General features: G+C 44.4%; 23 protein-coding genes and 1 riboswitch. Of the genes, 20 read left to right on the forward strand and 3 right to left on the reverse strand.

Features of this window, described 5'->3' with window-relative positions; genetic code table 11:
- The first annotated feature begins 200 nt into the window (after window positions 1-200).
- The 12 genes from PFJ30894_RS07900 (at window position 201) to PFJ30894_RS07955 (ending at window position 11227) form a co-directional block, all read left to right on the forward strand.
- Window positions 201-1583: an SLC13 family permease gene (locus PFJ30894_RS07900; RefSeq protein ID WP_113077349.1), complete on the forward strand. Its 1383-nt coding sequence runs from the start codon at window positions 201-203 to the stop codon at window positions 1581-1583.
- 21 nt (window positions 1584-1604) lie between these two features.
- Window positions 1605-2168: a UbiX family flavin prenyltransferase gene (locus PFJ30894_RS07905; protein ID WP_021718434.1), complete on the forward strand. Its 564-nt coding sequence runs from the start codon at window positions 1605-1607 to the stop codon at window positions 2166-2168.
- A gap of 1 nt (window position 2169) precedes the next feature.
- Window positions 2170-2547 (forward strand): prenylated flavin chaperone LpdD, encoded by a 378-nt coding sequence (gene lpdD, locus PFJ30894_RS07910; protein WP_113077003.1) that lies wholly within the window; start codon window positions 2170-2172, stop codon window positions 2545-2547.
- Between the two features lie 179 nt (window positions 2548-2726).
- A riboswitch (FMN riboswitch) is annotated at window positions 2727-2846 on the forward strand.
- A gap of 102 nt (window positions 2847-2948) precedes the next feature.
- Window positions 2949-4058: a bifunctional diaminohydroxyphosphoribosylaminopyrimidine deaminase/5-amino-6-(5-phosphoribosylamino)uracil reductase RibD gene (gene ribD, locus PFJ30894_RS07915; protein WP_125669512.1), complete on the forward strand. Its 1110-nt coding sequence runs from the start codon at window positions 2949-2951 to the stop codon at window positions 4056-4058.
- A 1-nt stretch (window position 4059) separates the two neighbouring features.
- Window positions 4060-4719 (forward strand): riboflavin synthase, encoded by a 660-nt coding sequence (locus PFJ30894_RS07920; protein WP_021718437.1) that lies wholly within the window; start codon window positions 4060-4062, stop codon window positions 4717-4719.
- Window positions 4720-4736: 17 nt separating this feature from the next.
- On the forward strand, window positions 4737-5975 hold the full coding sequence (locus PFJ30894_RS07925; protein WP_125669513.1) for a bifunctional 3,4-dihydroxy-2-butanone-4-phosphate synthase/GTP cyclohydrolase II: 1239 nt from the start codon (window positions 4737-4739) through the stop codon (window positions 5973-5975).
- Between the two features lie 32 nt (window positions 5976-6007).
- On the forward strand, window positions 6008-6475 hold the full coding sequence (gene ribH / locus PFJ30894_RS07930) for a 6,7-dimethyl-8-ribityllumazine synthase (protein ID WP_367883006.1): 468 nt from the start codon (window positions 6008-6010) through the stop codon (window positions 6473-6475).
- 43 nt (window positions 6476-6518) lie between these two features.
- Window positions 6519-7373 carry an Hsp33 family molecular chaperone HslO gene (hslO, locus tag PFJ30894_RS07935; protein ID WP_021718440.1) on the forward strand — a complete coding sequence of 285 codons (855 nt, stop codon included), beginning with the start codon at window positions 6519-6521 and terminating at the stop codon, window positions 7371-7373.
- Window positions 7374-7455: 82 nt separating this feature from the next.
- Window positions 7456-8523: a recombinase RecA gene (gene recA / locus PFJ30894_RS07940; protein WP_125669515.1), complete on the forward strand. Its 1068-nt coding sequence runs from the start codon at window positions 7456-7458 to the stop codon at window positions 8521-8523.
- Window positions 8489-9004 carry a regulatory protein RecX gene (locus PFJ30894_RS07945; RefSeq protein ID WP_125669516.1) on the forward strand — a complete coding sequence of 172 codons (516 nt, stop codon included), beginning with the start codon at window positions 8489-8491 and terminating at the stop codon, window positions 9002-9004. The genes recA and PFJ30894_RS07945 overlap by 35 nt, the downstream gene beginning before the upstream one ends.
- A 125-nt stretch (window positions 9005-9129) precedes the next feature.
- On the forward strand, window positions 9130-10674 hold the full coding sequence (gene rny, locus PFJ30894_RS07950; RefSeq protein ID WP_021718443.1) for a ribonuclease Y: 1545 nt from the start codon (window positions 9130-9132) through the stop codon (window positions 10672-10674).
- Window positions 10675-10825: 151 nt separating this feature from the next.
- Window positions 10826-11227: a zinc ribbon domain-containing protein gene (locus PFJ30894_RS07955; protein ID WP_021718444.1), complete on the forward strand. Its 402-nt coding sequence runs from the start codon at window positions 10826-10828 to the stop codon at window positions 11225-11227.
- A gap of 50 nt (window positions 11228-11277) precedes the next feature.
- On the opposite strand, the gene rpmB is transcribed toward PFJ30894_RS07955, so the two are convergent.
- Entirely contained in the window at window positions 11278-11469 is a 192-nt protein-coding gene (gene rpmB, locus PFJ30894_RS07960; RefSeq protein ID WP_021718445.1) for a 50S ribosomal protein L28, read from the reverse strand.
- A gap of 110 nt (window positions 11470-11579) precedes the next feature.
- Between rpmB and recG the strand changes: the two genes are divergently transcribed.
- The 3 genes from recG (at window position 11580) to PFJ30894_RS07975 (ending at window position 16086) form a co-directional block, all read left to right on the forward strand.
- Window positions 11580-13643 carry an ATP-dependent DNA helicase RecG gene (gene recG, locus PFJ30894_RS07965; RefSeq protein ID WP_125669517.1) on the forward strand — a complete coding sequence of 688 codons (2064 nt, stop codon included), beginning with the start codon at window positions 11580-11582 and terminating at the stop codon, window positions 13641-13643.
- 16 nt (window positions 13644-13659) lie between these two features.
- Window positions 13660-14352, forward strand: a complete 693-nt coding sequence (locus tag PFJ30894_RS07970) for a TVP38/TMEM64 family protein (protein ID WP_021718447.1) — start codon at window positions 13660-13662, stop codon at window positions 14350-14352.
- Window positions 14353-14559: 207 nt separating this feature from the next.
- Window positions 14560-16086: a [FeFe] hydrogenase, group A gene (locus tag PFJ30894_RS07975; RefSeq protein WP_125669518.1), complete on the forward strand. Its 1527-nt coding sequence runs from the start codon at window positions 14560-14562 to the stop codon at window positions 16084-16086.
- A 42-nt stretch (window positions 16087-16128) separates the two neighbouring features.
- Here PFJ30894_RS07975 and hydF read toward each other — a convergent pair whose 3' ends face one another.
- Window positions 16129-17355 carry a [FeFe] hydrogenase H-cluster maturation GTPase HydF gene (gene hydF / locus PFJ30894_RS07980; protein WP_125669519.1) on the reverse strand — a complete coding sequence of 409 codons (1227 nt, stop codon included), beginning with the start codon at window positions 17353-17355 and terminating at the stop codon, window positions 16129-16131.
- 205 nt (window positions 17356-17560) lie between these two features.
- Between hydF and PFJ30894_RS07985 the strand changes: the two genes are divergently transcribed.
- A complete protein-coding gene (locus PFJ30894_RS07985) occupies window positions 17561-18184 on the forward strand; it encodes an acetate uptake transporter (protein ID WP_113076994.1) in 624 nt (207 codons plus the stop codon).
- Between the two features lie 57 nt (window positions 18185-18241).
- Here the strand turns inward: PFJ30894_RS07985 and PFJ30894_RS07990 are convergent, their stop codons facing one another.
- Window positions 18242-19294: a nicotinate phosphoribosyltransferase gene (locus PFJ30894_RS07990; RefSeq protein WP_125669520.1), complete on the reverse strand. Its 1053-nt coding sequence runs from the start codon at window positions 19292-19294 to the stop codon at window positions 18242-18244.
- Window positions 19295-19418: 124 nt separating this feature from the next.
- On the opposite strand from PFJ30894_RS07990, the gene PFJ30894_RS07995 reads away from it, so the two are divergent.
- The 4 genes from PFJ30894_RS07995 to trmFO all read left to right on the forward strand — a co-directional run bounded on the left by PFJ30894_RS07995 (window position 19419) and on the right by trmFO (window position 25197).
- On the forward strand, window positions 19419-20543 hold the full coding sequence (locus PFJ30894_RS07995) for an MGDG synthase family glycosyltransferase (protein ID WP_125669521.1): 1125 nt from the start codon (window positions 19419-19421) through the stop codon (window positions 20541-20543).
- A 115-nt stretch (window positions 20544-20658) separates the two neighbouring features.
- On the forward strand, window positions 20659-21756 hold the full coding sequence (dprA, locus tag PFJ30894_RS08000; protein ID WP_021718457.1) for a DNA-processing protein DprA: 1098 nt from the start codon (window positions 20659-20661) through the stop codon (window positions 21754-21756).
- A gap of 14 nt (window positions 21757-21770) precedes the next feature.
- Window positions 21771-23888 (forward strand): type I DNA topoisomerase, encoded by a 2118-nt coding sequence (gene topA, locus PFJ30894_RS08005; RefSeq protein WP_021718458.1) that lies wholly within the window; start codon window positions 21771-21773, stop codon window positions 23886-23888.
- Complete coding sequence (gene trmFO, locus PFJ30894_RS08010) at window positions 23872-25197, forward strand: methylenetetrahydrofolate--tRNA-(uracil(54)-C(5))-methyltransferase (FADH(2)-oxidizing) TrmFO (RefSeq protein ID WP_021718459.1); 1326 nt, start codon at window positions 23872-23874, stop codon at window positions 25195-25197. Before topA ends, trmFO begins: the two co-directional genes overlap by 17 nt.
- Window positions 25198-25199: the final 2 nt, after the last annotated feature.

Consider the following 25199-nt stretch of genomic DNA (forward strand, 5'->3'; position numbering starts at 1 on the left):
GCTGGAGACGAAAGGGAAGGAGGGGAAAAAGATTTTTAGGAGCTGTCAAAAAGCTCTTGCTCATTAGCATAAGGATACTCCATAACTTAATAAATTACAATAATTAAATTTGCTGCACATAAACTTAATTATTAAAATAGATATTTTATTGGTTGTGGATGTTCAAAAGTTGTAAGAGATAGGAGGTTTTATTTGTGGGAATGAATAAAGCGAGAATAGGGTTTATTTTAGGCATTATCGTAGCACTGTTGATCGGCACGGCCGATATCCCAGGACTTGCAAGAAATGGTCAGATATGTATGGCGCTTTCTTTTATGACCGTAATTTTCTGGGGCTTTCAAATCACTCAGCCGGGTTATACTTCCGGTCTTTATCTATTACTCCTCGCAGTTTTTGGGGTTGAAAAACCTGCTCTCATTTTTTCGACCTGGACTGGTCCAATGATGTTTTTGATTGTAGGCGCTTATTTGATTGCCGGTGCAGTTAAAGAATCTGGACTTGGCGAACGTATCGCTTATAAATTTATCATTTCTTATGTAACTTCATTTAAGAGTATTATCGTGGCGATTTTTATTCTGACTTTTATCCTCAGTCTTTTGATTCCGCATCCCTGGCCGCGTGCTTTCCTGATTATGTCAGTTATGGCGGTCGTTATTAAAAGTGCGAATATTCCTCGTGTGGATGCAGTTAAAATAGGCTTTACTGTTTTTGCCGCTTCTGTTCCGGTTTCCCTGATCTTTTTGACTGGCGATGCTACTATCAGTCCGCTGGCAGTACAATCATCCGGTGTTTCTCTAGGTTGGCTTGGCTGGTTTAAATTGATGGGACCACCCAGTATTATCGTAAGTATTATTACCTGCTTTATGATTTTGTTCCTATTTAAGCCAACTCAGGAAGTACAGGTCAACAAAGAGGAAATGCGTGCTAAATTAGCAGCTATGGGTCCAATGAGTGGGAAAGAGCTTCGGACTGCCTTTTGGGTAACTTTAGCGATCATTCTTTGGATGACTGATACTCTGCATGGCGTCGATATCGGTTGGGTAACCTTGTTTATCGCAATGGCAATGAGCCTGCCTTTGGTTGGCGAAATTCTGACGCCGGCAAGCTGGAGCGGTGTTCCTCTGCATGTACTGATTTTTTTGACTGCTGCTGTTGCTATCGGACGTGTTGGCGGCGCTACCGGTATGAATGCATGGATAGCCCAGACAGTATTGCCTGGTACAGTTCCGTCTGATCCATATATCCTGGCAGCGTTTATCGCAACTATTTCAATTATTATACATATGCTTTTGGGCAGCGTTATCGCAGTTATGGGTATCATTATCCCAGCTATGATCACCTTTACCAGCCAGATGGGTATTACGCCGCTTGTTCCGGCGCTGCTCGCTTATTCGGCAGTTGCTTCTCACTATGTGCTGCCTTTCCAGCATTTGAACATGCTGGTCGGTTTGGGTGAAGATAACGGTATGTATTCACAGAAGGAAACGATCCGTTTGGGTATTCCGTTCATTATCGTTATCTATGTTATGACTGTACTGATTGAAGTTCCGTACTGGTCGATGTTAGGCTTGTTTGATAAATAATCTGCTGAAGGAGGGCTGGAGATGCGTCTGATCGTTGGTATTTCCGGAGCCAGCGGGGTCATTTTGGGCTATGAGATGTTGAAAGCTTTAAAATTACTCCCGGATTGTGAAGTTCACTTAGTTGTAACTGAAGGTGCAGTTAAAAATTTTGAGTGCGAAACGGATCTTACCGTACAGGATGTATGCACTCTGGCCGATGTTGTGCACAGCAATAAAAATATGGCTGCCAGTATTTCCAGCGGCTCGTTTAAAACTGATGGAATGATCGTAATACCCTGCAGTATGAAAACAGTCGCCGGGATAGCAGCCGGCTATACAGATAATCTGCTGCTGCGTTCCGCTGACGTTTGTCTAAAGGAGGGCAGGAAGGTAGTTATCGTACCGCGCGAAATGCCTTTGAGCAGGCTGCATCTGCGTAATATCAAGGAAGCTGCTGATTACGGCTGCGTCGTTGTGCCGCCGATGCTGACTTTTTACAATGGGTCAAATTCGGTGGAAAAGCAAATGCAGCATATCATCGGTAAGGTCCTGATGCAGTTTGGTATTGATTATAAGCATTTTGTGGCCTGGAAAGGGGAGGACTAAAATGCAGGCAAAGTCTTTTTCCTTGGGAGCGCAGGAATATTTGCTGGAAGCTGTGGCAGTACGCTGTGGTGATGATCTGACGGTCGTTATCGGCGGCGGTGAAAAGCAGCATATCGGTGCTGTCGCCGTAGGCGTACCGCGCCCCAGCTTAAAAGATAAAAATATAGTTTCTTCTTCGGCATCGGTACTGTGCCTGACAGGGCATAAGGAAGACCTGCTGGCACGCAAAGCCGCCTTAGAACTGGCCAGGATGCTTGGACATACTGTTACAGTGACCGTAGGCCTGCATATCGATGATGCGTCGGCTGAGGCGATAGCGATGCTAGAAGCTAATTTTCAAGAGCTGTTACGGCAGATTTGCCTTTGGGCTGCTGCCTGACAATAAGACGAGTTTACACTCATTCCTCCATCTTTGGAAGCGGGCGGGAAGAGCAAGTCCGCCTGCTTCCAAAAAAATAGTTGGTGCCAGAAGGCATACTGTTTGTTCACAGGAAGTTCGCTTTTAAGAAATTGACGCTTTGAATATTTTGTGCTATATTTTAGAAAGTAATTAAATACGGTAGCCTTTGGGGCAGGGTGTGATTCCCTACCGGCGGTTATAGTCCGCGAGCTTCTTTGTGAGCATGATCCGGTGTGATTCCGGTACCGACAGTATAGTCTGGATGAGAAAAGGCGGCTATGAGTTTGTTTACTGAGCCATAGACAAAACCCCAAAAGGTTTTGCCTGTGGTTTTTCTAATTTCAGGGCATATCGTAAGCTTACTTGAAGAAGGTGACTTAATGGACGATGAATTATATATGCGGCAGGCGCTGGCTTTAGCCTGTCTGGCTGAAGGTGATACCAGCCCCAATCCTATGGTAGGTGCAGTTATCGTCAGTGCTGATGGAGAAGTTGTAGGCGAAGGCTATCATCATAAGGCAGGGCAGCCTCATGCCGAGATCAATGCGTTGAAGGAAGCAAAAAAGCTGGCCCGTGGCGGAACGATATATGTAACACTGGAGCCCTGTTCGCATTTTGGACGTACCGGACCCTGTTGCGAGGCGATTATTGCTGCCGGACTGAAACGTGTGGTTGCGGCGGTCGAAGACCCGAACCCCAAGGTTGCCGGCAACGGTTTTAAGCGTTTACGCGATGCGGGGATCGAGGTTACTGTGGGCGTGTGCGCAGAAGAGGCACGTCTGCTTAACGAGAAGTTTTTCCACTGGATCGTAACCGGCAGACCCTTTGTTTCGATGAAATATGCAATGACTTTAGACGGTAAGATAGCTACAAGGACCGGCGATTCGAAATGGATCACCGGCGAGGACGCCAGAGCTTATGGGCACTATTTGCGCAAGGCTCACGATTGTATCCTGGTCGGTAAGAATACGGTGCTGGCAGATGATCCGGAGCTTACTACCAGGTTGGTAGAGGGGCGAAACCCGCTGCGGATAGTGTTGGACAGTAACTGTGAAATACCCATGACTGCGAAGATTTTTGACGGCGAGGCTGAAACCTTGCTGGTCACAGGCACTTGTTTACCGGGCGCCAAGCAGTCCAAAGCAGAAGCGCTGCAGGCGCTGCCGAAGGTAGAAGTGCTTCAGCTGCCTGCGGTCAATGGCAAGCTGCCTGTAGCGTTGCTGCTGCAGGAGCTGGCTGGGCGTAATCTGACCAGTATTTTGGTTGAAGGAGGCAGTACAGTGCACGGTGACTTTTTAGAAGCCGGCTTGGTGGATCGTATTTATGCGTTTATCGCACCGAAACTGATCGGCGGCAAAGAGGCGTTGACTCCGGTCGGCGGCAAAGGCTTTGCGCTGATGGAGGATTGTTATGTTTTGAAGGAGACAGAAACACTGCCTTTAGGAGCAGATATTTTGCTGACTGGCAGAGTGGAAAGGAATAAATGCTGATATGTTTACTGGATTAGTTGCAGAGCTTGGCACTGTGCGCGGGTTGAAGAGAGTGCAGAACAGTTATCATCTGACTGTAGCCGCTAGAAAAGTGCTGGATAATTTAAAAATAGGCGACAGCGTTGCAGTGAACGGCGTTTGCCTGACAGTAGTTGTTTTGGGCAGCGGTGAGTTTACGGCTGACGTGATGCCGGAAACCATGCGTTTGAGCAATCTGCGTGATCTGCGCAGCGGCGACCGGGTCAATCTGGAAAGGACGCTGCGGTTGATGGATGGCCTGGACGGACATATCGTCAGCGGTCATGTGGAGGGGATCGGTGTGATCGCGAAATGCCGGCAGGACGGCATAGCTAATGTGGTAACGGTAAAAACGCCGCCGGAGTTGATGCGTTACATCCTGCATAAGGGTTCTATTGCTATCGATGGTATCAGTCTGACGGTAACGGATGTCACCGAGGATACTTTTTCAGTATCGCTGATCCCGCATACCTCGAAGGAAACTACTTTAGGCTTTAAGACCGTTGGCGACGAGGTCAATCTGGAGACAGACATTATCGGTAAATATGTTGAACAGATGCTGAAGTTTGGCAATAAGGCAGAGAAAAAGGATGAAACCAGCGTTTTGAGTAAAGCTACTTTATTCGAAAACGGTTTTATGTAAATAAGGAGGCTATGAAAATGGAAGAGTTCAAATTTAATACAGTTGAAGAAGCGATAGCAGCTATCAAAGCCGGTAAAATGGTTTTGGTAACTGATGACGAGGATAGGGAAAACGAAGGTGATCTGATTATGGCTGCCGAGCTGTGTACGCCTGAGGCAGTAAACTTTATGGCAAAATACGCACGCGGTCTGATCTGTATGCCGGCAGCTCCGGAGATCATGGATAAGTTGCAATTTGGCGCGATGGTAGCTAAAAATACTGATAATCACGAAACTGCGTTCTCCGTATCTATCGATCACGTCGATACTACTACGGGTATTTCGGCGCACGAACGCGCATATACGATGAAAAAATGTGCTGATGATAACGCGCAGCCTGATGATTTCCGTCGTCCGGGACATGTTTTTCCGCTGCGTGCACGTGAAGGCGGCGTACTGCGCCGCACAGGGCACACCGAGGCGACTGTAGATCTGTGTAAGCTGGCTGGATTGAAGCCAGTCGGTATCTGCTGCGAGATCATGAGCGAAGACGGCAATATGGCTCGTACTCCTGAATTGAAAGAATTTGCTAAAGAACACGGGTTGGTTTTTATTACCGTTGCTGCTTTGGTCGCTTACCGCAAGGCGCACGAAAAAATGGTGCATCGTGCGGCTGAAGCCGCGCTGCCGAGTAAATACGGCAATTTCCGCGCTGTAGCTTACGAAAATGATCTGGATGATCTTTGCCATGTTGCCATCGTTAAAGGTGAGGTGTCCGGTAAAAAAGATGTCTTGGTACGCGTACATTCAGAATGTCTGACCGGCGACGCTTTCGGTTCCCTGCGCTGTGATTGCGGCGATCAGCTGGCAACAGCGCTGCGAATGATAGAAAAAGAAGGGTGCGGTGTAGTACTGTATATGCGTCAGGAAGGACGTGGTATCGGTCTGGCGAATAAAATCAGGGCTTATGCGCTGCAGGATCAGGGTTATGATACCGTTGAAGCCAATGTTAAGCTGGGCTTTGCTCCGGATCTGCGTGATTATGGTATCGGAGCTCAGATCCTTTCCGACCTAGGCTTGACCAGCATTCGTCTGATCACTAATAATCCTGCCAAACGTGTGGGGCTTTCCGGCTATGGCATCACCGTAAGCGAAAGAGTGCCTATCGTTATCGACGCTAACCCTTTTAACGAGTTCTATCTGGAAGTCAAAGAGGAAAAAATGGGGCATGAGCTGCACGAAGGTCATGAGCATAAACACTGCAACTGCTGCAGCTGATATAAAAATCAAATTAACTTAAAATGGAGGCAATGAATATGAAAACTTTAGAAGGTCAATTAACAGCACAAGGTATGAAAGTGGCTATTGTTGTAGCCCGTTTTAATGAATTTATCACCAGCAAGCTTTTGAGCGGTGCTATCGACTGCCTGGAACGTCATGGGATGGACAATGAAGATATTACTGCAGTTTGGGTCCCAGGAGCATTCGAGATCCCTTTGGCAGCGCAGAAGCTTGCAGTGAGTGGCAAATATGATGCTGTTATCTGTTTGGGTGCGGTTATCCGCGGTTCTACTCCTCATTTTGACTATGTTTGTGCCGAAACTTCTAAAGGCGTGGCGCATGTTGGTCTGGAAACAGGTGTTCCGGTAGCTTTCGGCGTTCTGACTACCGAAAATATTGAGCAGGCTGTTGAACGTGCCGGTACTAAAGCTGGCAACAAAGGTGTTGATGCTGCAATGACTGCTATCGAAATGGTCAATCTGTTGAAAAACATCTGATTTTTAAACGTACGTTAATCGTAGATTCTAAGAGGTATATATAATGAAAGATATTTTGACTAAAGGCACGGCTGAAGGTGTACGAATTTATGCGCTGTGTACTACTAATCTGGTACAGGAGGCTGCTATCAGGCATCATACTTCCCATTTGGCTAGTGCCGCTTTGGGCAGGGCGATGAACGGAGCCCTGCTTTTAGCAGCTACTATGAAAGATAATGAACGCATTGCCCTGCGTTTAAAGGGTGACGGGCCGATCGGCGAAGTCGTTGCCGATGCAGAAGGCACGCATGTGCGTGGTTATGTAGGTGATCCGGATGTATTTTTGCCGCTGAAAAACGGCAAGCTGGATGTTGGCGGCGCTATTGGAGCCGGCAATATTATTGTGACCCGTTATCTGCAGAACGCTGAACCTTTTACCGGCTATGCCGAACTGGTTGACGGCGAGATCGCCAGTGACCTTACTAATTATCTATACACGTCTGAACAGACACCGTCTTCTGTGGCGTTAGGCGTATTGGTCAATAAAGAGGGGCAGGTCATAGCTTCAGGCGGGTACTTTATTCAGGCAATGCCAGGCTGCGCAGAGGAAACGCTGGCACAGCTGGAGGAAAACATCAGTTTAACTCCTTATGTTACGCAGCTGCTGGAGCTGGGTTATACTCCAGAAAAGATGATCGAAACTATTGCCCGCGGTCTAGATGTAACAATTCAGGAGAGCATAGAGCTTAGTTATAAATGCCGCTGCAGTAGAGAAAAGATATTGGGAGCATTGGCGACTTTAGGGCAGGAAGATATCTCGGCCATGAGTCAGGATGAGGAAACAGAGGTGCATTGCCAGTTCTGCAACGAAACCTATAAATTCAGCGGGGAAGAAATTGCCCGGTTGCTGAAAAAATAAATAAATCTTGACACCTCGAACAGTTGTTTGTATACTATTTGTAGATAGTAATTGACAGCAACGAAACAGGAGGCTTGATCAAATGAGTACGGAAAAACTGAACGCTGAAAAAACAAAAGCGTTGGAAAATGCAATGCGCCAAATCGAAAAAGATTTCGGTAAAGGTTCGATCATGAAATTGGGCGAAGCCAGCGCTAAAATGAACATAGAGGTTATTCCTACAGGCGCTTTGTCTTTAGATATAGCTTTGGGAGTAGGCGGCATTCCACGCGGCAGGGTCATCGAGATCTATGGCCCGGAATCTTCCGGTAAAACTACAGTTGCCCTGCATATGATCGCTGAAACACAGAAAATCGGTGGTTATGCGGCGTTTATCGACGCTGAGCATGCTTTGGACCCTGAATACGCACGTAAGCTGGGCGTCGATGTCGACAATCTGCTGATTTCGCAGCCTGATAACGGCGAGCAGGCATTGGAGATCGCTGATGCTTTAGTACGCAGCGGCGCTATCGATATCATCGTTATCGACTCCGTAGCGGCTTTGGTACCGCGTGCAGAGATCGAAGGCGAGATGGGTGATTCTCACGTTGGCCTGCAGGCCAGGTTGATGAGTCAGGCTCTGCGTAAGCTGACCGGTATCATTTCCAAGTCTAAATGTGCTACTGTTTTCATCAATCAGATCCGCGAAAAAGTCGGAGTTATGTTCGGAAATCCAGAAACAACTACCGGCGGCAGAGCGTTGAAATTTTATTCCACTGTCCGCATGGATGTACGACGGATTGAAACTCTGAAAAACGGCAACGATATGATAGGCAACCGTACCCGCGTGAAAATCGTTAAAAATAAAATCGCTCCGCCTTTCAAACAGGCAGAATTTGATATTATGTACGGTGAAGGCATTTCCCATGAAGGCTGCATCGTAGATCTGGGTGCAGAGTTTGACATCATCAATAAAAGCGGTGCATGGTATTCCTACGGCGAGGTTCGTTTGGGACAGGGCAAAGAAAAGGTCAAAGATTTTCTCAAAGAAAATCCGGAAATGGCTACTGAGATCGAAGCCAAGATCCGCGAGCATACTATTGCCAAATTAGTAAGCGCAGAAAGCGGTGTAAGCGATGCTGAACCGGTCGTCCAAGAACTTAGCGACTGAGCAGGAAGCGTATGATTATGCTTTAGATATTCTGAGCTATCGTGATTACAGCCGTAAGGATATGGAACTGAAGCTGAAACGTAAAGGTGCAGATGCTGGCATCATCAAGAGTACTATCCAAAAACTGCTGGAATATGGTTTCTTAGATGAAAAACGTTATGGACAGAGGGTTTTTGAAGCCTGGCTTTCTAAAAAATACTATGGCAGATGTCACCTGCGGCTGGAGCTGCAGAAAAAAAATGTGGCCGAACGTTATATAAACGATATTTTAGCGCAGTTTTCTGAAGCTGAGGAACAGGAACGGGCGGAGAAGGCTCTGCAGTCTTGTTTAAAACGTAATCCTAAAAAATATGATCCTGCTACGCAGGAAGGCCGGGCCGCTATTGGCAGGTACCTGTATGCGCGTGGCTTTGCAAGTAAATATATTCAAAAAAGCATTAATAATATACATGGTTCTGTGATATTAATGGATGACTGCTAACTTGACTTTTATATAAAATCCATTTAAAATTATAGTATCCAATCGTGTTAATAATTAATGAATGAATGTTATCCACGAGGCGACAATAGTTTGTTGCCTCATTTTTTTTAAAAATTAATAAGGAGGTGAAAATCATTTTAGAACTTATCGGTATTACTATCGGTGCTGGTGCCGTTGGTGGTGCGATCGGTTATTTAGTACGTAAAAATGTTGCTGAAAACAAAATTGCTACTGCTGAAGAAACCGCTATTCGTATCATTCAGGAGGCGGAACAGACCGGTGAAGCTAAACGCAAAGAAGCGTTAGTAGAAGCTAAAGAAGAAATCCACCGCATGCGCAGTGAGATGGAACGAGAAAATAAAGAGCGTCGCAGTGATATCCAACGTCAGGAAAGACGTCTTTTGCAAAAAGAAGAAAATCTTGACCGTAAGATAGAGTCTTTTGAGAAAAAAGAGGAACACTTAGCTGTTAGAGAGACTTTCCTCAGTGACAGTCAGGCTAAAGTCGATGCATTATATCAAAAACAATTGGGTGAACTGGAACGTTTGTCCGGTTTATCTACCGAAGATGCTAAAAAAGAACTTCTTCAATCTGTTGAAGAAGAAGTGAAACACGAAACCGCAATGCTCATTAAAGATTTGGAGCAGCAGGCGAAAGAGGAAGCAGACAAGAAGGCCAGAGAGATCATTTCTCTGGCGATTCAGCGTTGTGCGGCCGACCACGTAGCAGAAACTACTGTTTCTGTAGTAGCCCTGCCTAATGATGAAATGAAAGGCCGTATCATTGGCCGTGAGGGCAGAAATATCCGGACACTGGAAACTTTGACCGGTATTGACCTGATCATTGACGATACGCCGGAGGCGGTAATTATTTCCGGTTTTGACCCCGTACGCCGTGAGGTTGCCCGCGTTGCTCTGGAAAAACTGATCAACGACGGTCGTATCCATCCGTCCCGTATCGAGGAAATGGTTGAAAAAGCACAAAAAGAGGTCGAACAAAAGATCAAAGAAGCAGGCGAGCAGGCTACTTTTGCGGTAGGTGTGCATGGTTTGCATCCTGAACTGATAAAATTACTGGGCCGCTTGAAATATCGTACCAGCTATGGTCAAAATGTCCTGAATCATTCTGTTGAGGTTGCTCATCTAGCAGGCTTGATGGCCTCAGAATTGGGCGTTGACGTAGTTTTAGCCAAACGTGCTGGTTTACTGCATGATATTGGTAAAGCTATCGATCACGAGATGGAAGGTTCCCACGTTGAGATCGGCATGGAAATTGCTAAGAAATATCGTGAATCTGAATTGGTACTCAATGCTATCATGGCCCATCATGGCGATGTAGAGCCTAAGAGTGTTGAAGCAGTTCTGGTAGCTGCAGCTGATGCTGTTTCTGCCGCAAGACCTGGCGCGAGACGCGAAACATTGGAAAGCTATTTGAAACGGTTAACTCGATTGGAAGAGATTTCTGAATCTTTTGAAGGCGTTGAAAAATGCTTTGCTGTCCAAGCAGGACGCGAAATTCGCATAATGGTAAAACCTGACCAGATCGATGATGCTACATCTATTTTGTTAGCGCGCGATATTGCTAAAAAGATTGAAGCCGAGATGGAATATCCCGGTCAGATCAAAGTCGTCATCATTCGTGAAACACGCGCTGTTGACTACGCAAAATAATAAGGTTGAAAATAAATCCCCAAGCCGTCAGGTTTGGGGATTTTTTACATAATTGTTACGATTTATTCGTTTAAAGCACTGCGATTGGCGTTTATTTTATGTTATAATATGAGTATTAATTTATTATCTAAAATTTTCTGGAGGTCAGCTAATGAGAATTGATGGTGCCGGCGGTTGTTTTGATAACCGTATTTACGAAATAAACAATAAAAGCGCTTGGAATCTGTTATTGCTTACAGTCAATGAAATGGGTGTGACGGTTGATTCCCGTGATGATGAAAATGGCATTCTTGAATGCCATAATGATAAAAAGGTTATGCGTTTTTCGGCACAGGCGATGGACGAAGAAACTACTCAGGTTTTTGCTGATGTTCATGGTAAGAGGATTCAGGTTTATAACTGGAAGCCACAGGATAAAGAAGTCAATCTTTTTTACGACTTATTTGAAAACAAGCTGCGTGAATACCGGGCCTTTATCCTTTGTCCCAGCTGTAAGGCCAAAATCAGTTCGCTTGTAAAATTTTGTCCGGAATGCGGTGTACCGGTAAAATAAAAATAAACCAAATACCGTTAGGTATTTGGTTTATTTTTAATAATCATAAATTAGATAGCGCGGGTAACTTTACCGGAACGCAAGCAACGAGTGCAAACATTAACGCGTTTTACAGATTCGTTAACAATAGCCCTTACTTGTTGAATGTTCGGTTTCCAAGCACGTTTAGTATGTCTATTGGAATGGCTGACGTTATTGCCAGCGAGAGTACCTTTGCCGCAGACTTCGCAAATGGATGCCATGAGTCCCACCTCCTTAACGTATTACGAGCATTAGTTACAAATTTAACAAAAGTATCATACCATAGACTGTAGGTAAAAGCAAGTAAATTTTATAGATTGGCAGTGATTTTATGTGGTGGCGTGAGCCTGTTACCAGTTTAAAAGGTATAGGGATAAAAAAAGCTTTAGAATTTCAGAAATTGAATATAGAAACGGTCGGTGATCTACTCAACCGGTTCCCGAGAATGGACAGTTATCTTGATTATTCTAAAGTGAAACGTATCGGAGAGCTGACTACTGATAACGAAAAACAGCTTTTTACAGGGGAAGTGTTTCGAGTTGCAGATAAATATTCAGGCAGAGGGAAACGCTATACTGTGATCACAGTTCAGGACGATGGCAGTTACGCCGATATTTTTCTGTTTGCAGCGCAGCGGTATCAGGCCCGTAAATACAAATCAGGTATGCGTCTGATTGTTATTGGTAAAGTACGCCGCGGTACAACGGCAAAATTTGTTTCCGAAGCGTTTATTCAAATTGCCGACCGTAATGAAAGTATCAATGCTTTAGGAATTTTACCTGTTTATAGTCTGACAGGTTCTTTGACACAGGTAGCGGTACGTACAGCAGTCAAACAGGCACTGGCAAAGGCAGAACAATATTTGCCGGAAACATTGCCGGCAAGTATTATAACAGAAAGGCAGCTGCCGGATCGTTATACTGCATTGAAGAATATTCATTTTCCTGGCAGTTTTGCTAAACTGGCAGAAGCTAAAAAAAGATTTATTTTTGAAGAACTGTTTCTACTGCAATGCGGGCTGCTCTATTATCGCGACCGCATTAAAGAGGTGAGGCAGGGCATCAAGCACGGCGTGGACGGCAAGCTTGTTACAGCGGTGAAAAACTCACTGCCGTTTGAACTTACTGAAGCGCAGCAGAAGGCCTGGCAGGAAATATCACTTGATATGCAGGATAACAAGCCGATGCACAGGTTGCTGCAGGGTGATGTAGGATCTGGCAAGACTGTTGTTTCGGCTCTGGCGCTCGCTAAAACGGCTGAAAACGGATATCAGGGCTGTATTATGGTGCCGACAGAAATTTTGGCACAGCAGCATTTTGAAACCCTGACAGAATATTTGGGCAAACAGGGGTTAAGAGTCGAGCTTTTGACAAGCAGTGTCAAAAAAGCTAAACGTCGGGAAATTTTAGAAAATCTGGAGCTGGGAGAGATTGATGTACTGGTTGGCACGCATGCCCTGATCCAGGACGATGTTGTTTTTGCCAGATTAGCGCTGGTGGTTACTGATGAACAGCATCGTTTTGGTGTAGATCAGAGGGCGAAATTATCCAATAAATCACAGTTTGCCCCAGATATTTTAGTTATGACTGCTACTCCGATCCCGCGAACCTTAGCTTTAACTATTTATGGTGATCTTGATACTTCCATGATGCAGGGAAAACCTGTTGGACGTAAACCGATTGAGACTTTGTGCTACACCGGTGAGAAGCGTAATGCCGTATATGCTGGACTGGTGCGTCAGGTACAGGCCGGACATCAGGCTTATGTTGTCTGTGCTCTGATCGATGAATCTGAAGGTGTAGAAGCGCGCTCGGCAACAGAAGTTTATACGGAACTGCAGGCAACGTATTTAAAAAATATTCCCTGCGCTCTGCTGCACGGACGTTTGAAAAACCAGGAAAAAGAAGACATTATGAGCCTCTTTGCCGCAGGAGAAATCAAAGTGCTGATTACGACGACAGTTATTGAAGTTGGTGTCAATGTTCCCAATGCAACGCTGATGATCATCGAAAATGCTGACAGATTCGGGTTGGCCCAGATGCATCAGCTGCGCGGCAGGGTAGGGCGCGGCAAGGATCAGTCGTACTGTGTGCTGCTTACGGATAATGACAATAAGGAAACACTGGAACGACTGCAGGTATTGCGCGACAGTGATAACGGGTTCTTTCTGGCAGAAAAAGATCTGGAGCTGCGCGGTGCCGGGCAATTATTCGGTTTGCGTCAGCACGGCTTGCCTGATTTATATATTGCTGATATACTGCAAGATATAGGCGTTTTGATAGAAGCACGTGAATTAGCGAAAAAAGCGTTCAAGAACCCGCAGATGCTGCGAGAGATCGAAGATGCTCTTAGCAGTCAATTTGACGAACGGTTCCAGCGTATTTTTTATTCGTAATATTAAAGGAGTTTTAATGGAGAATAAAACTAAATGGTATCGTGACCCTGATGTCATAACTAAAATCATTGCGGTGGCTTTTTTGGTGCTGCTGGGATGCTGTATACATTTTTTTGCTCAGGATTTTTTTGATAAAACTCTTAAACTGGCTATCAGCGGTAACGTCAATGCTTTGGCTGAATATCTGCGGTCTTTTGGGCCCTGGGCAATTGTGATCAGTTTTTTACTGGATGTGTTCATCAATGCGGCCAGTATTTTTCCTTCAATTTTTCTTTCGACGGCTAATGGTTTGATTTTCGGTCTGCCACTGGGAATACTGATTTCCTGGCTGGCGGAAACTGTCGGTGTTGTGATCAGCTTTCTGCTGATGCGTTATTTATTCAGAGGTACTGCTGAAAAGATCATTGCTACAAGTAACAGCCTGAAAAATATCGACGAAGCCAGCGGTAAGAACGGTTTGCAGTGGATGGCATTTGCCAGAGCGCTGCCTTATTTTCCTTCGGGAATTTTAACTGCCATCGGGGCTTTGAGCAAAATCAGCGTCAGAGATTATATTATTGCCAACCTGATCGGTAAATTTCCTTCGACGGCATTAGAAGTTGTTATTGGGCATGATATTGTAAATTTTAAGCAAAACAGTATGCGTTTGACAGTATTGGTTATTGTTACGGGCATCGTGTTTTTTGCTTATAAACGTTATAAAAAGTAGCAGTGTGCTTTATTTACTCATATTTAATGCGGCAGTGGCGATGAGTTTTATACTTTTGAATAAATTTATATGGACAGATAAAATAACTGCGTTACGGCAGTTATTTTTTATCTGCAATTAGGATAATAATTTTCTTTTAGTATCTATTGCAAGAATAATTGAGAGCAGTTATAATAAAGGCAGTGATAAAAGAGGAGGGTCTTTTATATGAGTAAACATCAATTTACAGATATCCGTGTTGCTATTGAACCGGATAATCCTGCTGTACAAAGGTTGGAATTCAAATGCATCAAATGCGGTTCCTGTAAAGCAGTCTGCACCGATTATATCGGTGTCTGCGGTACCTACGATCTCAAGGCGACCGGAGATGTGCCTATCTGTATAAACTGCGGGCAGTGCGCTAATGTGTGCCCGGCAGACAGTATTACTGAAAAGGTTGAGGCTTATGAAGTAGCAGCAGCAATGCGCGATCCTGAAAAGATCGTTATTTTCAGCACTTCTCCTTCTGTGCGCATTGCTTTAGGTGAAGAATTTGCTATGGCAGACGGTAGCTTTGTTGAAGGAAAAATGGTAGCGCTGCTGAAAAAACTGGGGGCAGATTATGTGTTGGATACTAATTTTGCTGCTGACCTTACGATCATGGAAGAAGCCAGTGAGTTGGTGGAACGTATCACAAAAGGCGAAAAAACGCTGCCACAGTTTACCAGTTGCTGTCCGGCCTGGGTCAAATTTGCTGAAACCTATTATCCGGAAATGCTTCCGCATATTTCCAGTGCTAAAAGCCCGATAGGAATGCAGGGGCCGACAATCAAAACTTATTTTGCAAAAAGAATGGGACTTGATCCCCAAAAAATAGTTAATGTGGCTGTTACTCCCTGTACAGCTAAAAAATATGAAATCCGCCGTGATGAGATGAATGCTGCTGCAAGGCATTTAGGTATGAACGGTATGCGTGATATGGATTATGTTATTACTACGCGTGAACTGGCTATGCTGGCCAAAGATGAAAATATTGATTTCGCAGCATTGGAAGATCAGGCATATGATGACTTTATGGGACTGGGGTCAGGTGCCGGCGTGATTTTCGGTAATACCGGTGGCGTTATGGAAGCTGCAGTACGCAGTGCTTACACTTTTGTAACGAAAAAAACTGCTCCGGCAGCACTATATGATTTGAAGCCCGTACGCGGTTTGGAAGGTATCAAAGAAGCTTCCGTAGACATTGACGGCTTGAAAGTAAAGGTTGCTATCGTCTATGGTACTGCTAATGTCCGTAAATTGATCGAAAAAATCAAAAGCGGCGAAAAAAGCTATCATTTTGTCGAAGTAATGACTTGTCCGGGCGGATGCATCGGTGGGGGCGGTCAGCCTAAAGACAGGGAATATAAAGGTGATGCGCTGCGTGCCAAGCGTATCGAAGGCCTTTATAAACGTGACGATTCGATGCAGCTGCGGTTAAGCCACGAAAATCCTGAAATCATTAAATTATACGAAGAATTTTACGGTGAACCCTTAAGTGAGTTGGCAGAACAGATGCTGCATACGGTGTATTTTGACAGAAGTTCTGATTTGGGAGGAGTTTATATCGCTCCGACAGAAATTCAGTCTGCAGCAGGTTTAAAACAATTTCGCTGCAAGGTTTGCGGCTATATTTATGAAGGTGCAAGCCTGCCCGAAGATTATATCTGTCCTACCTGCGGTGTAGGTGCGGAAATGTTTGAAGAAGTACGCTAAAGTTTAAATAAAAAGCTGAAACCTTTTGGTTTCAGCTTTTTATTATTTATCCAGTAATTTATAAATCTGTGGGAAGGGTTCAACGGTGCGTTTTAAAATACCGTTGATATAGGCGATAGTGATACCGTAATTGGTGAAAGGTATGTTTTGGTCTGCGGCACATTTGATGCGGTACTGCATTTCACGTTCGTTCAGCATACAGGCGCCGCAGTGGATAATCATTTTATACGGCGATAAGTCTAGGGGAAATTCCGTGCCGCTGGTAAAAATAAATTCTGGATTTTTACCGGTATATTCTTTGATCCAGCGTGGCAGCTTAACGGTGCCGATATCATCGCATTGGCGGTGATGTGTGCAACCTTCGCCTATGAGGATTTTATCTCCGTCCTCAAGGCTTTCAAGTGCGGTAACGCCTTGAACGGAAGTCTGCAGATTACCTTTATAGCGTGCAAACAGGATCGAAAAAGAGGTCAGAAGAATATCTGCCGGCGTTTCAGCAGCAACTTTTTTAAAGACCTGACTGTCGGTGATAACCAGTTTGGGTCGTTTACCTAAATTTTGCAGTGTGTTGGTCAGTTCGTTTTCTTTAACTACAATAGCGGCAGCATCTGCTTCCAAAATATCGCGGATCGTTTGCTGCTGCGGCAGGATCAGTCTTCCTTTAGGGGCGGCAGAATCGATGGGCACTACTAAGACAACGAAGTCCGAAGGCGACAGCAGATCAGCAACTATCTGTGCTTTATTTTCATCTGCAGGTACGGTTTGGGCGATTGCTTCTTTAAGCTCAAAAATATTGAGCTTCTGTTCAGCACTGACAAATAAAAGTTTCCCGTTTGACAGCAGAGCTTGATAAGCAGTTTTTTTATCTTCATTTATGGTTTCACATTTGTTGATAACTATGAGCAGGGGGATTTTTTTGGCATTGATTCGTTTTATCAAACGCAGATCTTCAGCAGAAGGGCCAACTGCAGCGTCAATAATTACAAGCGCGATATCGGTTTTGTTGAGTACCTGATATGCTTTTTGAATACGCAGGTTACCCAAAACGCCTTCATCGTCGATACCAGGAGTATCAATGATCATTACCGGTCCCATCGGCAGCAGTTCCATAGCTTTATAAACAGGATCTGTGGTTGTACCTTTGGCTTCAGAAACGATTGCTAAATTTTGCCCGGTGATCGCGTTGATAAGGCTTGATTTGCCAGCGTTACGTTTACCGAAGATACCGATGTGAACGCGTTCAGAAGATGGGGTAGCATTTAAACTCATAAAATCACTTCCTTTTATATAAATTATATACTAAAATAGTGCGATTATAGTACAGATAAGTTTTCTGAAAAATATACAATATCACACTTGTATACAAAAGTGTTAAATTTATGTAACAGTTATTGACGATGTTGTTAGTTTTAAAGTATATTATATATGCGTGTGGAATAATTCACAACCAAACCAAAATAAAGGAGGCGTATGAATGAGTACTAATAATGATTCAACGCAGCATGTTCAAATCGCAGTAGCCGACCCTACACCCTTGGGACTATTTGGTCTGGCCGTCGTAACAATGGTGGCTTCTGCACAAAAATTAGGTATCGTTGAAGGAGTATCCTGGGTTTTGCCGTGGGCTCTTTTCTGCGGATCCTTCGCCCAGCTGTTGGCTGGTTATTTTGACTATTGCCATCGCAATATTTTTGGCGCAACAATTTTCAGTGCTTTCGGCTTTTTCTGGTCTGCAGTAGGTATGAGCTGGATGATTAAAGCAGGAACCTTTGGTCCTGGTCTTGCTGCCGGTGTGGATCCTAAAGCTATTGGTTTTGCATTTTTGGCCTATTTTATATTTGCCTGCATTGGTACCATTGCTGCGTCCTCTGCAAGTCTGTTCTTATTCGTAGATATGGTTTTCATTGATATCTTACTTTTAGGTTTAGCTTTAGACGGACTTGGTATCGGCGGTCATTTCCCGCACACCATGGCTGCTTATGCTGAAATGGCAGTAGCGCTTATTTCCTTATATGGCGCCGGAGCCGGGTTCCTTAATAATTTCTATGGTCGTCAGTTCTGGCCTGTAGGAGCTCCGCTTGGTATCTGGAAAAAATAATCTTGTTTGATAAAAAAGCACTGTGAGAATCTCACAGTGCTTTTACTTTTTTCAAAATTACTTAACAAGTTCCAGCCGTGGGTTGGGAAGATGTACTCGTCCTGCTTTAGCGCATTCTTTGCCGTCTACCATAACGATATCCGCTGTAAAGTTGATATTACCGTCAAAAAGGCTGGATCCTACTGCATAAGTATCTACAGGAACCTTTAATGCTTCAAACTCTTTGATACGTTCGGCGTCAAATCCGCCGGAAACGATAATTTTTACATAATCGAAACCTTCTGCATCAAGTGCTGTGCGTACATTATGTACTAGTTCCTTGCAGACGCCTGTCGGTTTGAACATACCCATTTGGCTGAGCAGGCTTTTATCTACCATAGTGCCGGAGGTATCCAAGCGGACTCCTGCTAATTTGCGGCCAAGTTTGCGTGCTACCTGTAAAGTCGTACCAACACAGTCATTATCAAAGTCGACCAGGGCAATACGCGCGATATCAGGCGCTACATATTTATCAAAGGCGCTGGTTGCTGCCAGCGTGTCGCCGTTGTATGCTGCGATCAGGGCGTGGGGAATAGTTCCCAGACCTTTGCCATTGCTGGCTAAGGCGTTGGCATCAGTAGAGAAACCTTTGATACCGCCAATCATAGCAGCATAGCCGTCAGATTCCTGGGTTTGATAGGTATCATACCGGGCAGGGAAAAAGAGGACCGGTTTGCCGTTTGCTGCTTTGACAACACGGCGTACATTAGTAGCTATACGGCTTTGCCGCGCCAGAAAACCAAGATAGATAGTTTCCAGATGGGCAAAGTCTGCCAGATCACCTTCGATCGTCATTAGTGTTTCCCAGGGGGCAACCTCATCTCCGTCATGTAAAGCATAGATCGTAATATTTTCAGGATTATGTGCGCAGGTTTTGATCAGGGCGATAGTTTCATCGATGCCGCAAACAACTACCGGTTCACGGGTAAAAAGCTGCATCATTACTCTAGGATGGTGATTATCGCCATTCAGTATCTCCTCGGTACGCAGAAAATAAGCGTCGGTGTAATAACCGGCTTTGATTTTTTCTACCGGAAAATGAAAATGTTCAACTGGTAAACGATTTTTCATGATAACCTCCATCATTATATAGAATAAATTAGCTCTTGATATTGTGCTAATTACATTTTATGATACAATAATAGCGCTACAGGTTCAAGTTTTTTGATAAATTTTTCTTAAATGGAGTTTATAAATGGCATCTTGTGAAAAAAAATATACAATATTATTATTGTCGGCTCCGATAGGTTCAGGGCATAAGCTGGCCGCTCAGGCTCTGGAACAGTCTTTTGCACTGGCAGACAATGTGCAGGTAGTGCACGGAAGTATTTTTGACTTTTTTCCGGGCAGTATCGGCAATGCTTTTTTACGTTTTTATTTATGGGTACTCTCATATTGTCCCTGGCTGTATGAGCTGGCTTATAAATGGGGAAACCGTAAGAGCGGGTCGCTATGGCTGCGTAACTTTATTAATGGTACCTTAGCAAGTTTGGCACAGGATTTTATCGTCAGGACCAACCCCGATGCTGTAATTGCCACACATGCTACACCGGCAGGTATCATGGCTATCTATAAGAAAAAATTCAAGCCGGATTTGCTGTTGGGAGCGGTGGTTACTGATTATACTGTACATAAATGGTGGCTTTGCGAAGGCGTTGATGTGTATTTTGCAGCATCAGAAAATCTGCGTGCACAGTTTGATGGGACTGATGCTGAGGTTTTACCGACGGGAATACCGGTTCGGCGGCAATTTTACCAAGCATATGATCGTCAGGAGCTGCGTCGTAAATTTAATTGGTCTGAGCAGGATATAGTATGTCTGTTGATGGGCGGCGGCGAAGGCTTGTTACCGATGGAGAGCATAGTTAAAGCTTTCCACGGTTATTTGCCACAGCGTTTGAAAATAATTGCGGTCGCAGGACATAATGAAATTTTGCAGCACCGCCTGGAAATTTTTAAAGAAATACCACTGACTGTTTATGGATTTACGGATGATGTACCGGAGTTATTGCTGGCTGCTGATATTGTCGTAACTAAAGCCGGTGGTTTAACAGCGGCTGAAACATTGATTGCGGGCTGCAATTATATTATTTATAAGCCGCTGCCTGGTCAGGAAACCGGTAATGCTGTTTATTTAGAGCAGTATTGCGGTGCACAGGTAGCCGGTTCGCCTCAGGAAGTAAAAACGATGGTCTGCCGATATGCGGATGTCGACTCCCAAGTACGCTTGCTTCAGAGGCAGCAGCGCAGCTTGAAATATGGTAAACCTGGAGCTGCAGAAGAAATAAGCAATTATATTTTAAAAAAACTTGAAAAATAAGTAAAAGCTTGACCGTTGACTAAATCAACTCTATAATGAAATGGATTTGGGAAAAATAATATTTTGCGACACCCGGTTTTCGTGTGGATGCCTGCAATTTATCGGAGGCATTGCTGTGGAGCGTTATTATTGGGGTGCTTTAAGCGCTGCTGTCGGATTGGGCAACAGTAAGCTTGAAGCTTTAGTTGCGGTGTTTGGCAGTGCGCGTAGTGCGTATCTTGCTGATAGACAAGAGCTTTTGGCTGCCCGCGTTTATAAAGAGGCGGCCATTGATAAGTTCCTAAAATTTAGAAATCTTGCGTTACCTGAACAGCTGCAGAATTTTTGCGAGCGGCAGCAGGTGCGGCTGATGATAAGCAGTGATGCGGACTATCCGGTCTCATTAAGGCATATCGCATTACCGCCGAAGGTTTTATATATCAAGGGTAATTTGCCCAGGCTTGATTGCAGTATCGGTATCGTCGGTTCACGTCGAGCTTCTACTTATGGGTTAAAGGCGGCGGGTGACTTTGCTGCTGATCTTGCTTCAGCGGGGCTGGTTATTGTAAGCGGTGGAGCTAAGGGTATTGATAGTGCTGCTCACAAAGGTGCTTTACAGGCTGGGGGAAGTACGATTGCCGTACTTGGCTGCGGTATAGATGTTGTTTATCCGCGTGAAAATACAGCGCTTTTCGAGCAGATATGTTCAAATGGGGCGCTGGTAACAGAATTTGCACCTGGAACAGAACCTCTTGCTGCTAACTTCCCGTCGCGCAACAGAATCATCAACGGAATGACGAAAGGTATACTGGTAGTTGAGGCGGCTAAAAAGAGCGGTGCTATGATAACGGCTGAATTTGCCGCAGATGAAGGGCATGAGGTATATTGTATTCCAGGAAGTATTTATCTGCCTAACAGTATTGGCTGCCATAGTCTGATAAAATCTGGAGCACAGCTTGTAGATAGGCCGGAAGATATTTTGAATGATCTGGAATTGAACTTCGGCAGTAAGCAGAAAATAGAGAATTTATCGTTGTTTGCCAGTGAAGGAGCAGAGGCCGTTTCAGAACTGGCTAAACAATTGATGGATATAATGACACAGGAACCGGTTACGTTAGAGGAACTGGTAGAATTAAGCGGTCGCTCTCTGGCAGAGATCAGCGGGGAACTGCTGGATCTGCAAATGCAAGGTAAACTTGGCCTGGCAGATGGGCGCAGGTATTACCGAATTTAGGAGGACTTATTATTATGACGAAAAATTTAGTAATCGTGGAATCACCTACTAAGTCAAAAACTATTGAAAAATTTTTAGGGCGCAATTATACTGTCCGCGCTTCAATGGGACATTTGCGCGATTTGCCAAAAAGTTTGTTTGGCGTTGATATCGAACATGATTTTGAGCCTAAATATATTAATATTCGCGGTAAAGGCGAATTGATTAAAGAATTGAAAACTTTGGCCAAAAAAGCTGATAAAATTTATCTGGCAACTGACCCTGATCGCGAAGGCGAAGCTATTGGCTGGCATTTAGCGCATATCCTTGGTGTTGATCCGGAAGCAAACTGTCGGATTGAGTTTCATGAAATCACTTCTGGTGCCATAAAAGATGCTTTGAAGAATCCGCGCCCGATTGATTTGGATAAAGTTGATGCTCAACAGGCACGTCGTATTATTGATCGTATCGTAGGCTATCAGCTTAGTCCTTTGTTATGGCGTAAAATAAGAAAAGGCTTGAGTGCCGGACGTGTACAATCGGTAGCAGTAAAAATCATTGCTGACCGTGAAAAAGAAATCGCTGATTTCATTCCTAAAGAATATTGGACTTTGAATGCTAAACTGCGTGAAAAAGCTAAAGCTCCTATTTTTGAAGCAGAGGTTATCAAACATCTGGGCAAAAAACTGGAAATACATACTGCTGAGGAAGCGGCTATTGTAGAAAAAGCTTTGGCTAAAGCTGCTTATATCATTGAAGAAGCAACAAAAAAAGAGCGTAAACGTAATCCGCTGCCTCCGTTTACTACCAGCAGCCTGCAGCAGGAGGCTGTTAAACGTCTGAATTTTACTACCAAAAAGACGATGATGGTAGCTCAACAGCTGTACGAAGGTGTTGCTGTGGGCAAAGAAGGTTCTGTCGGTTTGATTACTTATATGAGAACCGACTCAGTACGTATTGCTGATGTTGCTGCTGCTGATATCCGCAGTTATATTGAAAGTGAGTTTGGCAAAGAATTCAGGCCTTCACATGCAAACAGCTATTCAAGTAAAAAAAATGCCCAGGACGCACATGAGGCGATCCGCCCCACAAGTGTACATCGTACACCGCTGGAAATGGCAAAACATCTGAATAAAGATCAGCTTAAGCTCTATTCTTTGATTTGGAACCGTGCTGTTGCAAGTCAGATGGCATCGGCTGTTTTTGATGTTACTACTTTGCTGATCGGCGCCGGCGATTACCAATTGCGTGCAACGGGCTCTGTTTTGAAGTTTGAAGGCTTTTTAAAGCTAAGCGATAAAAAAGACCTGCTCGAGGATAAGGATAAAACCGTTCCTTATCTGGAGGCTAAAACGCCTGTAGAATTATATAAACTTTTACCGGCTGAACAGCACTTCACCGAACCCCCGGCGCACTTTACTGAGGCGACCCTGGTAAAAGAGCTGGAAGACAAAGGTATTGGACGGCCGAGTACTTATTCGCCTACTATCCAGACTATTCTGGACCGCGGTTATATTGCTAAGGAAGGCAAAAAACTGATGATTACCGAGCTGGGGCTCATGATCGTCGATATGCTGACTAATTATTTCAAAGATATTATTGATATTCCTTTTTCTGCTGAATTAGAAACAGAGCTTGATGAGATTGCTGAGCATAAAGCTGATAAGACTAAAATACTGGAAAAATTCTATGTGCCGTTTTCAAAATTGATGGAAAAAGCCGACAAAGAAATTGAGGCAGTAGAAGCTCCTGTAGAAGTCAGTGATGTGAAATGCGAAAAATGCGGACGTATGATGGTAATAAAGCAGGGGCGTTTTGGTAAGTTCCTGGCATGTCCCGGTTTTCCGGAATGCCGCAACACGAAGCCGATTCTGCATAAGATCGGTGTTAAGTGCCCTGAATGCGGCGGTGAAGTTATCGAGCGCAAGACAAAAACGCGCCGTATTTTTTATGGCTGTGCCAATTATCCGGAATGTAAATTTACATCATGGGACAGGCCAACAGAAGAAAAATGTCCGAAATGCGGTAAAGTGATGCTGGAACGAATTGAAAAGAACGGCAATAAGAAACTGTACTGTTCTAATGAAACCTGTGAAAATGGCTTGCATATAAAAAAAGGAAAGGCAGGACGCAAAAGTGCTAAAAGCAAATAAACCGATTCATGTTATCGGCGCAGGTTTAGCCGGCTGTGAAGCAGCATATCAAATAATTAGATATGGCATTCCTGTAATTTTGCATGAAATGCGTCCGGTAAAGTCTGACGAAGCGCATAAAACTGCAGACTTTGCGGAACTTGTTTGCAGCAATTCTCTGCGTGCCAATAATTTGGAAAATGCTGTCGGTCTTCTTAAAGAAGAGATGCGCCGCCTTGATTCTCTGATCATGCAGCAGGCTGATAAACATCAGATTCCAGCCGGCGGAGCCTTAGCTGTCGACAGGGAAGGTTTTGCTCAGGGAATTACGGAAATTATTAAAAATCACCCTTTAATTACTGTGGTTTATGAAGAAGTAACAGATTTGCAGCAGTTGGAAGGTTATGTTGTAGTTGCCAGCGGGCCTTTGACGTCAGCAGTATTGGCTGAAAATATCAAAAAGCTGGTAGAAGCAGATTATTTTCATTTTTTTGATGCCGCTGCGCCTATTGTGACCGCAGAGTCCTTGAATTATGAAAAAGTATATCGTGCCTCACGTTATGATAAAGGTGATGCAGATTATTTGAATTGCCCGTTTGAAACCAAAGAAGAATATCTGGCGTTTTGGGAAGCTTTACGAACAGCAGAGCTGGCTCCGGTCAAAGAATTTGAAAAAGAAGTTTTTTTTGAAGCCTGTATGCCTATTGAAGAAATGGCTCGCCGCGGTGAAGATACCATGCGCTTCGGTCCACTAAAGCCTGTTGGACTGGTAGATCAGAGAACTGGTAAACAGGCCTACGCCGTGGTCCAGCTGCGTCAGGATAATGCTGCTGCTTCGCTGTATAATCTGGTCGGATTTCAGACTCATTTAAAATGGCCTGAGCAAAAACGTGTTTTTGGTATGATTCCGGGGCTGGAAAATGCAGAATTTGTCCGGTATGGTGTAATGCACAAAAACTCTTATATCAATTCGCCTAAATTATTGAATGATAAGTTTAATTTTAAAGCGATGCCGAGATTTTACTTTGCCGGGCAAATGACAGGTGTAGAAGGCTATGTGGAATCGGCTGCTTCTGGTTTGATGGCTGGTATTCATACCGCTCGGGCTTATTTAGAGCTTCCCGATATTACCTTCCCTAAAGAAACAGCTCACGGTGCATTGGCACATTATATAAGCAATCCTGAAATCAGGGATTTTCAGCCGATGAATGTTAATTTTGGACTGCTGCCGTCTTTAGGTAAAAAGATACGTAATAAAAAAGAGAAAAACGCTCTGATTGCAGAGCGCTCATTGAATGCTTTGCAGGATGTACTGCAAATAATCAAGTAAGC

The organism is Phascolarctobacterium faecium (assembly GCF_003945365.1).
GTDB classification, from domain to species: domain Bacteria; phylum Bacillota; class Negativicutes; order Acidaminococcales; family Acidaminococcaceae; genus Phascolarctobacterium; species Phascolarctobacterium faecium.

Bases quoted from the DNA above. Each gene is read 5' to 3' on its own strand.
- PFJ30894_RS07975 (WP_125669518.1), top strand. From the start codon at position 14,560: ATGAGTAAACATCAATTTACAGATATCCGTGTTGCTATTGAACCGGAT.
- PFJ30894_RS07995 (WP_125669521.1), top strand. From the start codon at position 19,419: ATGGCATCTTGTGAAAAAAAATATACAATATTATTATTGTCGGCTCCG.
- ribH (WP_367883006.1), top strand. From the start codon at position 6,008: ATGAATATGAAAACTTTAGAAGGTCAATTAACAGCACAAGGTATGAAA.
- hydF (WP_125669519.1), bottom strand. From the start codon at position 17,355: ATGAGTTTAAATGCTACCCCATCTTCTGAACGCGTTCACATCGGTATC.
- PFJ30894_RS07905 (WP_021718434.1), top strand. From the start codon at position 1,605: ATGCGTCTGATCGTTGGTATTTCCGGAGCCAGCGGGGTCATTTTGGGC.
- rpmB (WP_021718445.1), bottom strand. From the start codon at position 11,469: ATGGCATCCATTTGCGAAGTCTGCGGCAAAGGTACTCTCGCTGGCAAT.
- lpdD (WP_113077003.1), top strand. From the start codon at position 2,170: ATGCAGGCAAAGTCTTTTTCCTTGGGAGCGCAGGAATATTTGCTGGAA.
- PFJ30894_RS07970 (WP_021718447.1), top strand. From the start codon at position 13,660: ATGGAGAATAAAACTAAATGGTATCGTGACCCTGATGTCATAACTAAA.
- PFJ30894_RS07955 (WP_021718444.1), top strand. From the start codon at position 10,826: ATGAGAATTGATGGTGCCGGCGGTTGTTTTGATAACCGTATTTACGAA.
- PFJ30894_RS07925 (WP_125669513.1), top strand. From the start codon at position 4,737: ATGGAAGAGTTCAAATTTAATACAGTTGAAGAAGCGATAGCAGCTATC.
- recA (WP_125669515.1), top strand. From the start codon at position 7,456: ATGAGTACGGAAAAACTGAACGCTGAAAAAACAAAAGCGTTGGAAAAT.
- PFJ30894_RS07945 (WP_125669516.1), top strand. From the start codon at position 8,489: ATGCTGAACCGGTCGTCCAAGAACTTAGCGACTGAGCAGGAAGCGTAT.
- recG (WP_125669517.1), top strand. From the start codon at position 11,580: ATGTGGTGGCGTGAGCCTGTTACCAGTTTAAAAGGTATAGGGATAAAA.
- hslO (WP_021718440.1), top strand. From the start codon at position 6,519: ATGAAAGATATTTTGACTAAAGGCACGGCTGAAGGTGTACGAATTTAT.
- PFJ30894_RS07900 (WP_113077349.1), top strand. From the start codon at position 201: ATGAATAAAGCGAGAATAGGGTTTATTTTAGGCATTATCGTAGCACTG.
- ribD (WP_125669512.1), top strand. From the start codon at position 2,949: ATGGACGATGAATTATATATGCGGCAGGCGCTGGCTTTAGCCTGTCTG.
- PFJ30894_RS07990 (WP_125669520.1), bottom strand. From the start codon at position 19,294: ATGAAAAATCGTTTACCAGTTGAACATTTTCATTTTCCGGTAGAAAAA.
- PFJ30894_RS07920 (WP_021718437.1), top strand. From the start codon at position 4,060: ATGTTTACTGGATTAGTTGCAGAGCTTGGCACTGTGCGCGGGTTGAAG.
- PFJ30894_RS07985 (WP_113076994.1), top strand. From the start codon at position 17,561: ATGAGTACTAATAATGATTCAACGCAGCATGTTCAAATCGCAGTAGCC.
- topA (WP_021718458.1), top strand. From the start codon at position 21,771: ATGACGAAAAATTTAGTAATCGTGGAATCACCTACTAAGTCAAAAACT.